The organism is Colwellia sp. MB3u-4 (assembly GCF_014077065.1).
GTDB lineage: Bacteria > Pseudomonadota > Gammaproteobacteria > Enterobacterales > Alteromonadaceae > Cognaticolwellia.
Map to the genome: position 1 here is coordinate 90,093 of NZ_JACGVE010000068.1, position 13,577 is coordinate 103,669.

General features: G+C 40.3%; 10 protein-coding genes. 8 read left to right on the forward strand and 2 right to left on the reverse strand.

The window, feature by feature from the left end; all coding sequences use genetic code 11:
* Positions 1 to 78 precede the first annotated feature (78 nt).
* From mreC to tldD, 7 genes are all read left to right on the forward strand, one after another.
* Complete coding sequence (mreC, locus tag H4J61_RS04145; RefSeq protein ID WP_182183910.1) at positions 79 to 960, forward strand: rod shape-determining protein MreC; 882 nt, start codon at positions 79 to 81, stop codon at positions 958 to 960.
* A complete protein-coding gene (mreD, locus tag H4J61_RS04150; RefSeq protein WP_182136636.1) occupies positions 957 to 1,436 on the forward strand; it encodes a rod shape-determining protein MreD in 480 nt (159 codons plus the stop codon). Before mreC ends, mreD begins: the two co-directional genes overlap by 4 nt.
* A 1-nt stretch (position 1,437) precedes the next feature.
* Entirely contained in the window at positions 1,438 to 2,025 is a 588-nt protein-coding gene (locus H4J61_RS04155) for a nucleoside triphosphate pyrophosphatase (RefSeq protein WP_182136635.1), read from the forward strand.
* Positions 2,026 to 2,037: 12 nt separating this feature from the next.
* On the forward strand, positions 2,038 to 3,501 hold the full coding sequence (rng, locus tag H4J61_RS04160) for a ribonuclease G (RefSeq protein ID WP_182183913.1): 1,464 nt from the start codon (positions 2,038 to 2,040) through the stop codon (positions 3,499 to 3,501).
* A 180-nt stretch (positions 3,502 to 3,681) separates the two neighbouring features.
* Complete coding sequence (locus tag H4J61_RS04165; RefSeq protein WP_259363085.1) at positions 3,682 to 7,863, forward strand: YhdP family protein; 4,182 nt, start codon at positions 3,682 to 3,684, stop codon at positions 7,861 to 7,863.
* 40 nt (positions 7,864 to 7,903) lie between these two features.
* Positions 7,904 to 8,761, forward strand: a complete 858-nt coding sequence (locus H4J61_RS04170) for a carbon-nitrogen hydrolase family protein (RefSeq protein WP_259363086.1) — start codon at positions 7,904 to 7,906, stop codon at positions 8,759 to 8,761.
* Positions 8,754 to 10,202, forward strand: a complete 1,449-nt coding sequence (gene tldD, locus H4J61_RS04175; protein WP_182183917.1) for a metalloprotease TldD — start codon at positions 8,754 to 8,756, stop codon at positions 10,200 to 10,202. The genes H4J61_RS04170 and tldD overlap by 8 nt, the downstream gene beginning before the upstream one ends.
* Before the next feature lie 78 nt (positions 10,203 to 10,280).
* Here tldD and H4J61_RS04180 read toward each other — a convergent pair whose 3' ends face one another.
* Positions 10,281 to 11,117 (reverse strand): S1 RNA-binding domain-containing protein, encoded by an 837-nt coding sequence (locus H4J61_RS04180; RefSeq protein WP_182136631.1) that lies wholly within the window; start codon positions 11,115 to 11,117, stop codon positions 10,281 to 10,283.
* A 79-nt stretch (positions 11,118 to 11,196) separates the two neighbouring features.
* Positions 11,197 to 11,664, reverse strand: a complete 468-nt coding sequence (locus tag H4J61_RS04185) for a TerB family tellurite resistance protein (protein WP_182136630.1) — start codon at positions 11,662 to 11,664, stop codon at positions 11,197 to 11,199.
* Between the two features lie 693 nt (positions 11,665 to 12,357).
* On the opposite strand from H4J61_RS04185, the gene H4J61_RS04190 reads away from it, so the two are divergent.
* Positions 12,358 to 13,575, forward strand: coding sequence for an efflux RND transporter periplasmic adaptor subunit (locus tag H4J61_RS04190; protein WP_182183919.1), 1,218 nt, complete (start codon positions 12,358 to 12,360; stop codon positions 13,573 to 13,575).
* The last annotated feature ends 2 nt before the right edge of the window (positions 13,576 to 13,577 follow it).

Genomic DNA, 13,577 nt, shown 5'->3' on the forward strand with positions numbered 1-13,577 from the left:
TAGCGTCAACTTCGTACATTTGCTGGGTATTTAAAGCCAATGGCGGTAAATAAATTAGCATTTATACAAGTTTAATTTATGAACCCTATATTTAAGCATGGACCATCTCCTGTGCACCGACTTGTTTTGGTGCTGCTTTGTTCTGCAACATTAATATTTTTTGATCATAAAATGAATAGCTTTGAGCCTGCTCGAGGCTTTTTGCAATCACTGGTCAGCCCATTACAGTATTTGGCTACCGCGCCAAAGCAAATGATGAATTGGGCGGCAGATAATATTATCACTCGTCGCCAACTCCTTGCCGATAATCAACAATACAAAATCAACGAGTTAGTCTTTCATGAGCAAGCTTTACAATTAGATATTGTTCAACGTGAAAATAATCGCCTCAGAGCCTTGCTTGCTTCACCATTGCGCGGTGATGCTAAAAAAATGGTGGCAGAAATTCTTAGCGTCGACAGTGACCCTTATACTCATCAAGTGGTGATCAACCGTGGTGCTAACGACGGCGTTTATGAAGGCCAAGCGGTCATTGATGATGAAGGCATTGTTGGCCAAATATTGCATGTGGGTACGACAAGTAGCCGCGTGTTATTGATCACTGATATTACCCACGCTGTGCCGGTGAGAATAAGCCGCAATGGGCTTAGGCTTATCGCTACTGGCGGCGGGGTTATTGATCGCTTAACCCATAATTATGTTCCTCACAGTAGTGATATTCGTACGGGCGATTTATTAGTGACGTCAGGCTTAGGCAGTAAATTCCCAGAAGGCTATCCGGTAGCAAAAGTTTCCGCCGTTATTCAAGATGAGTCACGGGCTTTTTCTCAAATTCAAAGCCAGCCAGTAGCCAAAATAGATCGTTTACGTTATGTGTTATTATTGTGGCCAGAGCAGAATAATCTTCAAGGGCCAAATAAAAGTAAAACATTGCCCGCTGAAAAGGCCAACATTAAATGAGTATTGTTAGTCGTTTAATTATGTTTTTAACGCTTTTAGTTGCACTACTCGCCAGTATTATGCCGCTACCCTTGAGCGTTGATGCTTTTCGCCCTGATTGGGTATTGGTTGTTTTACTTTACTGGTGTTTGGCATTACCCTCGCGCGTTAATGTTATTTCAGCTTGGGTTATGGGCTTTATTCTCGATGTTTTACTGGGCTCTACTTTAGGTGTGCATGCTGGCGCTATGGCGATTAGCGTTTATATTGTTGCAGGGAATTTTCAGAAAATACGTAACTTTTCTGTTTGGCAGCAAGCACTGATTATGGGTGTGTTATCGGCGTTATATCACTTAATTGTTTTTTGGTTACAACGATTTTTAACTGACGCTGTGTTTTTACCCAGTTACTTATATCCGGTGTTTACCACCATTATCCTCTGGCCCTGGGCTTTTTTACTCTTACGTAAAATAAGACGAAACTTTAGAATAACATAACATGTCTACTACTTTGATTTTGGCGTCACAATCACCGCGCCGACAAGAACTACTTCAACAAATGGGCTACGACTTTGTCTGTGCACCTGCAGATCTTGATGAAACTGTACTCGCAGCAGAAAAACCTGAACACTATGTCGCGCGCTTGGCATTAGCAAAAGCCCGAGTCATTGCCAAGCAATATGCTGATGATGTCGTGGTACTTGGCTCTGATACTAGTGTGGTCTTTGGTCAACATATATTAGGCAAACCTGAATCTCTTGCTGATTGTCTTACTATACTTAAGATGCTGTCGGGACATACTCATCAGGTAGTTACGGCGATTGCTGCTGTAAAAGGTGAACGTATTGATGTGGTTGTGGTCAGTACTGAAGTAGACTTTAAAATCCTCACCGAACAAGAAATAAAGCGCTATTGGCAAACAGGCGAGCCACAAGATAAAGCCGGTGCCTATGGTATTCAAGGAATTGCAGGACAATTTGTCAAACAAATTCGTGGTAGTTATTCTGCCGTTGTTGGCTTACCTTTATATGAAACAGCACAGCTGTTATCAGCATTTGGCGTAGAATCGTCAATGACACAAGCATAAATAGGAATCGATATGAGCGGTGAATTACTTATCAATGTTACGCCAAGTGAAACACGAGTAGCGTTAATCGAAAATGGTTCACTACAAGAAGTCCATGTTGAGCGTGAAACTCGGCGTGGCTTAGTCGGCAATATTTATCTGGGTAAAATTATTCGTGTTTTACCCGGTATGCAAGCGGCCTTTGTTGATATTAATCTCGGCAAAGCGGCTTTTTTACATGCCTCAGACATTAACTCTAAACTCATTTTAAACGAAGATAGCAGCAGTGAACAAGTGCCTGATATTAGAAATTTGGTGCATGAAGGCCAGCATATTGTGGTGCAAGTGGTTAAAGACCCTATGGGCACCAAAGGTGCGCGACTCACCACAGATATTACCATTGCGGCGCGTTATTTAGTGTTAATGCCTAACGCTAGCCACGCGGGAATATCACAGCGTATTGATGACCCAGCAGAGCGAAATCGTCTGAAATCGATTGTTACGCCTTATTGTTCGAAAGAGCATGGCTTTATTGTTCGCACCGCCGCTGAAGGTGCCAATATTGAAGAACTACAACATGATGCTGAGTTTTTGCGTCGCGTTTGGGCAAAAGTGGTTGAGCGAAAAGAGCGTAAACAAACCAAAGATCCTATCTATCAAGATTTATCGTTAGCATTTCGTGTGCTGCGCGATTTTGTTGGTGCCTCACTTGAGCGTATTCGTATTGATTCAAAACTCACTTATGAACAATTGCTTGAGTTTACCACTGAATTTGTCCCCAATTTAGCCCCTGTGTTGGAATGTTACCCAGGCGAACGACCTATTTTTGATTTGTTTAACGTTGAAAACGAAATACAGCGCTCATTGCATCGCAAAATTGATTTGAAATCAGGGGGGTCTTTGATCATAGATCAAACCGAAGCCATGACCACCATTGATATTAATACCGGTGCTTTTGTCGGGCATCGTAATTTAGAAGAAACAATTTTTAATACTAATATTGAGGCAACACAAGCGATTGCTCGACAGCTTAGGTTAAGAAACCTTGGTGGTATTATCATCGTTGATTTTATTGATATGAATATAAAAGACCATCAGCGCCGTGTTTTACATAGTTTAGATATGGCGATGGCGAAAGATAATGTTAAATACAGTTTGTCAGGTTTCTCCGCATTAGGCTTGGTGGAAATGACTCGAAAACGCACACGTGAAAGCCTAGAACATATTTTATGTGGTGAGTGTGAGGTATGTCACGGTCGTGGTTATGTGAAAACAGTAGAAACCGTTTGTTTTGAAATTCTACGAGAAATTGTGCGGGTAAATCGCGCTTATGACGCGGATAAATTTATTGTCTACACCTCATCATCGGTGAGTGAATCATTAGAAAATGACGAGTATCATAATTTGGCTGAGCTTGAAGTCTTCATCGGCAAGCAGATTAAAGTACAGACTGAAACCCTGTATAATCAAGAACAATTTGATGTGGTTATGATGTGATGCTGTTTTGTGTCTATGCTTTGAATTAGCAGGTCAAGTTTAAAGCACAATGAGCATGCAGGTCGCATTTAAGCTGTCAATTTGACGGAGAAAAGCCTGATATAATCTGTGCAAGTAGCATAAGTAGCTATCGTTTGGTTCCATTCCTATCAGTGAATAAAGTGTGTTGGTAAAATATTAATGAGTGTTTCCACGGTCTTAAATAGATGGCTCAAACGTCTGTATAAACTATTAGCAATTTTGTTAGTAGCTTTTGCCGTGTCAATTAGTCTATTGCGCTTATTTTTACCCTATGCACATAATTATCGCCAAGCGGTCGAAGATTATCTCAACAATAGCTATAAAAGTAACATCTCTATTGGTTCGTTAAGCATGGGCTGGGGTCAGTTAGGGCCAACATTGATCACCCAACAAGTTGAGCTTTTGTCTAATGACAAGAGTAAAATATACCTTGATAGTTTGGCGGTTGAATTGGACTTTTGGCGCAGCATGCGCTCAGGGAAACTGGTGACGCAAAACTTTGTTATCTCGGGCGCAGAATTAGTATTCGAACAAGCGGCACTGGCTAACTCCGCCGTAGAAATTTCTACCAATGAAGCGGATAATAAAGACTTAATAACGTCACTTTCCTCAATATTACTTGAACAAATTTCTCGTTTTTCGATTCGTGATAGTCATGTGCTTTATCATACCCTTAGTGGGGTGCGAGCCTTTACCATTAATGAATTGTTTTGGGTAAATGAAAACAATCAGCATAGAGCTAACGGTACTATTATCGTCGACGGTCTCAGCTCTAATAATTTAAAAGTGTTGTTAGACTTTCAAGGGCCAAGGTTTGATCAACTCAGTGGCCAAGCCTATTTAGAAGCCAATGACATTGACATTACCCCTTGGTTAGGGACACTTCTCGCGATTAAGGATGCCAACACCCACTCAGCGATTAATTTTAGTGCTTGGTTAAAGCTTAACACGGGTAAGCCCGAGTTTATTCAGGTCGCTCTTGGTGATAATGAAATCACTTGGCAACATCAGGGTAAAGCGCAAAAATTTGAGATTATAGGTGGTGATTTTCAAATAAAAATCTTAGACGAATTAGTGTTTAATCTAGCAAGCTCACCATTAACTGTTAAACGTAATGGTAGGGAAACTAATAAAATATCCTTGATGGCCAAGGTTAATGGTACCAATATCAATGGTTATATTAATGCTATCGAGCTAGCCAGTTTTGCCGGCGTATCACCGCTATTAGTTGACGATGTTGGCCTTGAAAAACTATTATTAGACCTTGACCCAGAGGGCCGAGTTGAAGAGATTCATTTTCGCAGTACTGCGGATAATTTCGCTATCACAGCCGCATTTAGCGATGTTGACAGCCATTTTAGTCAAGGTATTCCCGGCATTGACAATGTCAGTGGTGAATTAGTTTATGCTAATAATCAGCTGCAAATATCATTAAGTGCTGTTGATGGCGCACTCGATTTCGATAAACATTTTAAATACCCTATTCCTTACACTCGCTTAACGAGTTTGATCAATGCAAAGTTTTCAGCGGATGACTGGCAATTTTCGGTTGAAAATATAGAATTTAATTCGCCGCAGCTGAGTTTAAGTGCAGACGTAAAAATAAAGAGTGTTAAAGATCAAGCGATAACAATGTCACTCTTGGCGAGTGCAAGTCAGGATAATACAGAGTTTGCTGAATATTTTTATCCCCATCTATTAATGGGTGAGGGTTTGGTGAACTACTTAAATGGCGCGATTGTTAATGGTAAAATTAAGCAGGCTTTAGTGTTATTTAATGGGCCATTAAAAAGCTTTCCGTTTAACCACCGTGAAGGTGTTTTTGTGGTTGACGCTGAGTTGTCTCAAAGTACATTTAAATTTGACCCACAGTGGCCGGCGATTGAAAACTTCGCCGCGAACTTAAACTTCACCAATAATAGTATGCTTATTACCGGCAGAGAAGGCACATTGTCGGGTATTGACGTTAACGGTGTTCAAGCCGCTATTGCTGAGTTAACAGGTAGTCAAGTATTAACAGTTGACGCCGACTTTACTCAAACCGAGCCGCAATTAGTGCAGCAACTGATGGCGGCGAGTCCAATGCAAGAAACGATTGGTGTAACATTAGAGCAAGTGGTGGTTTCAGCGCCGATTAATGGTGATTTCTCTTTAACATTACCATTAAATAATCCTGCAGCTGTTATCGCTAAAGGTTATGTTGAGTTTAAAAATAATCATCTCGCGTTACAAGCACCGCGAATGGACTTTAGCCAAGTTAATGGCCGTTTAGACTATTATAATGATCGAATAACTGTTTCGGGTCTTGAGCTTGATTGGCGTGGTATGCCGTTAACTATTAATGTTACCGCTGAACAAAAACCTGAGCACTATAAGGTCAGTATTGAAACACTAGGTCAGTGGAAAACTAGCCAATGGCAAAGACAATTACCTGATGAATTAGTGAAATATGCCGACGGTAAAATAGACTGGCAAGGTATGCTAGCACTGAATATTAGTGATGATAAATTTAACTATGATTACCAAATAAACTCAAGCTTAGATGAGGTGAATTTAGCCTTACCCGCACCTTTTAGTAAGCGCATAGGCGAACAAGTTGCAGTAAAAATTCACGCCTTTGGCAATAAGCTTAATAGCACCATAAACGCGGATATGGGTGATGAACTAGGCTTTTATGCTTTACTGGATCATCAACAAACGCGTTTTTCATTAGCGCATTTAGTGCTAGGCAAGCAAACCTTAGGGTCACCCATTTCAGGCTTTCATATTAGTGCTGATCTAGCCCAAGCAAATTATCAGCAATGGCAGCCTTTAGTGTTAGATATTTTGGCGGCTGTTGAGCCCACACCAGACAAGATAAACCCATCAGCTGTGTCATCCGATATACAGACCCATGAGCAGAGCTTATTATCAGCGCCTGATAAAATACAGGCTCAGGTGGGCAACTTAATGGTTTATGATAAAAATTTCCAGCAAGTCAATTTTGACTTTACACCTGAGTTGGATGGATGGCTGCTCAATATCAATGCTAAAGCACTAAAAGGCTCAGCTAAGTTTTATCCTGACTGGCATCAGCAAGGTATAGACATTAATGCAGATTTTGTGCATTTAACCAGCGCTAAAAATGAGTTAGTGCCAGCAGAGAGCCTTGAAGGTTTTGTTGATAACACTTTGGTTAATAACACGTCAGTTGATAAAACTATGACTGATGAAAATCTGATCGATGAGGCAGAGGTTACTGAGGAGACAAAATCTGGCAGCACAACATCAGTAAAACTAGCGCCAACTCACGAAGTTGAGCCAGCGGTTGGCGAAGTAAAGCCAATTCAACAAAGTAACACAGTAACTGAATCTGAGCCAATAAACTCAGTTGAACAGCCAATATCGTCACCGATTGACACTGAGCGTAATGCGGAACTTTTTGCTAATGTGCCACCATTAAAGGTGACTTGTGCCAGTTGCCAGTATGATAATTATGACTTTGGTGAGGTAAGTTTCACCTTAGAGCGAGCAGATGAAGATACATTATTATTGAAAAATTTCAGTTCTAAACGCAATAATAATACGCTGGCATTTAACGCTCAGTGGCAACAAGACAATGAGGGGTCAAATACTCGTGTTACCGGCACCTTGGCGACTGATGATGTGGCGGGTGAAATAGCGCAATTAGGTTACGTTTCGATTATAAAAGATAGTGGTGTCGAGATGAAGTACAACCTTGATTGGCAGGGTGGGCCGCATGACTTTGCAACTGAGACGCTTAATGGCGAGCTATCAACAACATTTGATGATGGCTATTTGGCTGATGTTGATGATAAAGGCGTGCGTATTTTATCCTTGTTAAGTTTGCAGTCACTGGTGCGTAAACTTAGTTTTGATTTTAGAGATATTTTTAGTGATGGTATGTTTTATAGTGAGCTAAAAGGTCACTTTATGGTAAAAGATGGCGTGGCATATACTGATAATATTCAGATGAATGGCACTGCCGGTGATTTAACCATAGTGGGTAATACTAATTTAAATAATGGTAACCTTGACTATCGGATGACATATAAACCCAATTTAACCTCTAGTTTGCCGGTATTGGCTTGGATTGCGACACTAAATCCCGTAACCTTTTTAGCGGGCATGGCACTGGATGAAGTGATCACGTCGACGGTAATTACTGAAATTAATTTTGAAGTAACAGGAAACTTAGACGATCCGCAATTTAAACAAGTCAGTCGTAAAAATCAAAATATCAGCGTTGGCCGTTCATCACCGCCTAAAATAGTTGAAAATATTTCAGAAGATGCCTCTAAAATCAAGGCTTCAGAGCAGCCTGAAGAACAACCTTTGTAGTGGGACTTTGATAGATGATATGGATGGATAACCTTGATTAATGATGATAATGGGTAATAAAATAATGCAAATTTGTGCGATACAAATGTCTTCTAATACCCGTGTTGAAGACAATATTGCTGATATTGAAGAGCAATTAGCTACTCTGGAACTAGCGCAACAACAACTGGTTTTGTTGCCTGAATGCTGTTTGTTTTTTGGTGGTAAAGATAAAGCGCAACTGGCGTTGGCAAAAGAAAACCAGCAAAGCAATGGGCTAAAAACTCGGCTTGGAAAACTGGCAATAAAATATAATGTTTTTCTCGTGGCGGGCAGTATTCCCGTACTATCAAATCAGCCAGAAAAATTTACTAACAGTTGTTTTGTTTTTTCCCCTGAAGGCCAAGAGCTTGGGGGCTATGATAAAATTCATTTGTTTGATGTTGCGGTGCAAGACAACGAAAAAAATTACTGTGAATCTCGTTATGTCAAAGCCGGTGATCATACTAGCGTAGTGAATGTTGCTGGCGTTAAGGTTGGCTTGTCCATTTGTTATGATTTGCGTTTTCCAGCACTATTTCACCAGTTATGCCAACAAGGGGCAAAAATTATTACCGTACCCAGTGCTTTTACTCGGGTAACGGGCGCCGCACATTGGCAAACCTTATTGCAGGCGCGCGCGATTGAAAATCAAGTATATATTGTTGCCGCAGGGCAAGAAGGTGTGCATTTAAATGGCCGGGAAACTTGGGGCCACAGTATGATCATTAGTCCATGGGGCGAAATACTGACTCAGCTTGATACCTCAAAAGGTATTATTTGTGCTGATTACCAAGAACAAGAATTAGACAAGGTGCGTAAAGCTATGCCTGTTGCCACTCATAATCGTTTTAAAAATAAGTTGATGTCGTATGAATAATGTTGAGATAGAGCTTTTAGCCAATAGTGAAATTGATCAAAGTATGCTGATGGATACCTTGGATAACATTTTCCAACGTAAAGTCGATTTAGCGGATTTATATTTTCAATCCAGTAGCCATGAATCATGGATGCTGGAAGACGGTATAGTCAAAGAAGGCTCTTATAACATCGAACGTGGTGTCGGTGTACGTGCTATATCAGGTGAAAAAACCGGCTTTGCTTACTCTGATGATATTTCGCCCAGCGCATTAAAAAAAGCGGCTGATGCGGCGAAAGGCATCGCTAATGCTGAAAAGTCTGCGCGAGTGCAAGTTTTTGATGGCAAAAAGATGCAGCAAAATCCCGCTCAATATCAGGCAACAGATCCACTGGCTAGTTTGCCTCAAGAGCAAAAAATAACCTTATTACACGAAGTAGAGGCTCATGCCCGCAGTGTTGATAAACGGGTTAAGCAAGTGATTGTTAACTTGTCAGGTATTTATGAAAAAATATTGGTGGCGGCCAGTGATGGCACTTATGCTACCGATATACGACCATTAGTACGGCTTAATTGTTCGGTGTTAGTGGAAGAAAACGGTAAGCGAGAGCGCGCTAGTTCCGGTGGTGGTGCACGTACAGATTATAGTTATTTCTTTGAGTTAGAGCATAATAAACCACGTTATTTAGCCTATGCAGAAGAAGCTGTTCGCCAAGCGTTAGTTAACTTAGTCGCGATTGATTCACCAGCAGGATTATTACCGGTAGTGCTAGGTGCCGGCTGGCCAGGAGTATTACTTCATGAAGCGGTTGGTCATGGTTTAGAAGGTGACTTTAACCGTAAAGGCTCTTCAGCATTTTCGGGAAAAATTGGCCAAAAAGTTACCTCTGATTTATGCACTATTGTTGATGATGGCACTATGGAAAATCGTCGTGGTTCGATCAGTATTGATGATGAAGGTACGCCAGGGCAGTACAACGTGCTGATTGAAAAAGGTGTACTCAAAGGTTACATGCAAGACAAACACAATGCCGGTTTAATGGGCGTAAAGCCCACAGGTAACGGCAGACGTGAATCTTATGCACACTTACCTATGCCGCGCATGACCAACACTTATATGTTGGCAGGTGAACATAAGCCTGAAGACATTATCAAATCAGTTAAAAAAGGTATTTACGCCCCCAATTTTGCCGGTGGGCAGGTTGATATTACCTCGGGTAAATTTGTTTTCACTAGTTCAGAAGCGTATTTAATTGAAAATGGCGAAATTACTTCACCCATAAAAGGCGCTACTCTCATTGGCAGTGGCCCTGAGGCCATGAAGAACGTGAGCATGGTGGGTAATGACTTGAAACTAGATGCTGGTGTGGGTGTTTGTGGTAAAGACGGTCAGAGCTTGCCAGTTGGTGTTGGTCAACCGACCTTGAAGATTGATCAAATGACGGTAGGTGGTACGCAATAACGCTGGTCTAAAGTGCGACTCTAACGATTCATAAAAAAAGCCCTTTCGGGCTTTTTATATTTTAAGTGATGAAAAAAATTAAGAATCTTTGAGGCGAATGCCTTTCGCTTCAATGGTAATTTTACCGTTTTTCATTAAATTACCTACGGTGGCCTTAAAAGTTTTTTTACTGACCCCTAAAATACGCTTGATCAATTCTGGGTCACTTTTATCATGCAACGGACTAAAACCGTCGTGCTCGGCAATATGAGCTAATAAGACCTCACTAAAGTCTTTAACTTTACCTTCGCCTGGGCGGGTCAATGATAAATCAATACGACCATCTTCACGTACTTGCTTGATATAACCAGTTATTTTTTTACCCGTACGTAATGGCTTAAATATTTCATTATCGTAAAGTAAACCCCAGTGCAGATCATTAATAATCGCTTTAAAACCCAAGTCAGTTTTTGTGGCAATGGTTAATGTTACTTTATCCCATTTTTGATATTCGGCTGGCCAAATATCAATAAACTTATCTAACTTACTTGAGGCGACTAAACGGTCAGTTTTTAGATCGAGAAAGATCCTAACAAGATAATACTTGCCCGCTTCCATAGGAGTGTGTTGTTGGTTATAAGGTACCAGTAAATCTTTAGGTAAGCCCCAATCTAGAAAGGCACCCATTTTATTGACTTGGCTAACTTTTAACGAGACAAATTCATCAACTTCCGCTAATGGCTTTTCCGTTGTTGCCACGATTCTATCTGCAGTATCTGCATAGATAAAAACCTTAACTTCACTACCCACTTGGCAATTTTCAGGCACAAAGCGATTAGGTAATAACAGTTCACCTAATTCATTTGCATTTAAATATGCGCCATTGTCAGTAATTGCTACTACAGGAAGAGTGTTGTATTTGCCGATGCTTGCCATGTGAATTCTTGAGGTCAGTTAACTTGCGGCTATAATAACCGATCTGGCGGCAAGTTAACTATAACTTTCAATGCTGGGGCTAATTTTTATTTAACTCTGCTGCTTTTAATTGCATATTTAGTTTGGTTTGAATGTATTCACTATGTCGTAAATGCAACAAATCGGCAATCTTACGAATAATATGCTCCTCAATGCTGGCGAGTTCGCCATCGGCATAAGCGACCTGCCATAACAGCTCTAACATTCTCACCCGTTGTTCAGTACTGTAATTTTCGTTGATTTTAGAGGTAAATTGGTAAAAATCAGTAGCGTGTTCACAAAGTAAGAGCGAGTGCTTTATGATCTCAGTGACTTCATCGCTAGTTAAATGAAATTGACTAGCGATAATATCATTGAGTTTTTGTTGCTCAGCTTTATCAAGCTGACCATCGGCAAGCATGACTTCACATAATAATACACTACCGGCAATTTCTAAGCTTAACTCATCTGCTTGCTGATTATTTTCTTCGCCTAATAATTGGAAAAAGGCACTAATTTTTGACAACATAAATTACTCTCTTTGTAGATGATGAATATTAATGTACTTACTTTTAGGGACAAGTGCTTAATTAACTTACTGTTAATAAAAAATTGTAACCTTGAATATGCATAGCTTAACTCAAGTGCCTTGGTTGCGGTTAATTAAGCCACCAACAAGGACTGTGGTATTGTTAATGCTCAGTTTTTTACTTTTGTTGTTAGTGATCTTTGGTACCTTTTTCGATATATTAACGTAAAATACTTTTTTGATCATGGTGTGTATTACCTGTGTTTATATTAAGCGGGTTCATGGCTAAGTGACGGTAGACAGTAGTCATTTTTTTGGTATTACCCTAACCTTGGGCCAATAAGTACAAGAGCAACGCTTAAACGCCATTTTGTAGTATTTATCCAAAGGTTATTCTGGTATTAGTTAATTCGACTAAAAATTTTTATAAAAGTTTACTTAATAGTGAAAAAAACCAATATGTTATTAAAGTCACTATTAACTTAAGGCCTCATTTGTTTTTTTATAATAAGGAGATGTCTTAACTTATTGTTATATAATGTTATTTTATTATAATTTGGACCGTTTTGAAAAGCGGCGCGAATGTTGTAACAAGCATTTACAACTTTGTTAGTTTTGTAGCCAGTAATTTCTGTATCCTATTGGCAATTAAATTAATATTTACAACTATTTAGACTTTACGAGGACGAAATCGTGACACGGAAAAAACAAATAATTATACCTATTGTCATTTTAATCGCTGGTTTTTTGATTTTCTTTTTATTTTCAAGTATGAAAAAACCACCGGAAGAAAAAGCCGTTGTTGATAATACCCCTATCGTTGCTGTTGAAGCGATTTCACTTGCCCCCATGACCTTACTCGTAGATTCATACGGTGTGGTTAAACCAAAATATGAAACTGAATTAGTCGCTCAAGTTAGCGGAGAAGTTGTTGAATTATCAGAAGAATTTGTTCGTGGTGGTTTTGTTCAGCAAGGTCAACTATTGGCCCGTATAGATCCCAGCGATTATCAAGCCGCACTCATTGAAGCCCAAGCAACCATGGCATCAGCACAGGCATCCTTAGAGCAGGAACGTGCGCAAGGGCAAGTTGCTGAGCAAGAATGGCAACGTATTACCGATGCAGCGCCTACGCCGTTGAGTTTACGTAAACCACAATTAGCCCAAGAAGTAGCACGAGTAAAATCCGCACAAGCGTTTATTCTGCGCGCTAAACGTAATTTAGAACGCACCGAAATTAGAGCACCGTATGATGCGATGATCGACAGCCGTAATGTCGGCTTAGGTTCGTTTGTTGGTACCGGTAGTATGATAGGTAAATTACTCGGTATTGCCATTGCTGAGGTACGTTTACCCGTTGCCGATAATCAATTAGAGTTTTTAATTGCACAAGGTAAAGGCGCCAGTGTTAATTTAACCGGCATATTTGCTGGCCGTGAGACCTTATGGGCAGCGAAAATTGTCCGTAGTGAAGGTGTTATTGATAGCAAAAGTCGCATGAGTTATTTAGTGGCTGAAATTTTTGACCCTTATGCTTTACGAGATAACAATCAAAAAACGCCGCTACGCTTTGGTGCTTATGTTAAGGCAAAAATTTTAGGGGAAGCCATAGCACAAGCGGCCAGTGTGCCGCGTTATTTAGTTGAAAATAGTCGCGTTGCGCTGTTGGACAGTGAATCGAAATTACATTACTCAGCAGTAAAGATTGTTCACCAAGATGGTCAAAATGTCATTATTTCAGGTGGTTTAGCTGATGGTGACCAATTAATTGTCTCAGCGCTTGACTACCCAGTTGACGGGATGAAACTGGCGTTAATTACTGACCAAGCTGACAAGCTTAATGATCAGCCAGAAGATGCTATTGCAAGTGAGTCGCAAGTGGCATTAAATGACAGTGATTCAGGGGAATAACC

What these genes read in the sequence shown, in the direction of transcription:
- mreC (WP_182183910.1), top strand. Translation starts at nt 79, where the DNA reads ATGAACCCTATATTTAAGCATGGACCATCTCCTGTGCACCGACTTGTT.
- mreD (WP_182136636.1), top strand. Translation starts at nt 957, where the DNA reads ATGAGTATTGTTAGTCGTTTAATTATGTTTTTAACGCTTTTAGTTGCA.
- H4J61_RS04155 (WP_182136635.1), top strand. Translation starts at nt 1,438, where the DNA reads ATGTCTACTACTTTGATTTTGGCGTCACAATCACCGCGCCGACAAGAA.
- rng (WP_182183913.1), top strand. Translation starts at nt 2,038, where the DNA reads ATGAGCGGTGAATTACTTATCAATGTTACGCCAAGTGAAACACGAGTA.
- H4J61_RS04165 (WP_259363085.1), top strand. Translation starts at nt 3,682, where the DNA reads ATGAGTGTTTCCACGGTCTTAAATAGATGGCTCAAACGTCTGTATAAA.
- H4J61_RS04170 (WP_259363086.1), top strand. Translation starts at nt 7,904, where the DNA reads ATGATGATAATGGGTAATAAAATAATGCAAATTTGTGCGATACAAATG.
- tldD (WP_182183917.1), top strand. Translation starts at nt 8,754, where the DNA reads ATGAATAATGTTGAGATAGAGCTTTTAGCCAATAGTGAAATTGATCAA.
- H4J61_RS04180 (WP_182136631.1), bottom strand. Translation starts at nt 11,117, where the DNA reads ATGGCAAGCATCGGCAAATACAACACTCTTCCTGTAGTAGCAATTACT.
- H4J61_RS04185 (WP_182136630.1), bottom strand. Translation starts at nt 11,664, where the DNA reads ATGTTGTCAAAAATTAGTGCCTTTTTCCAATTATTAGGCGAAGAAAAT.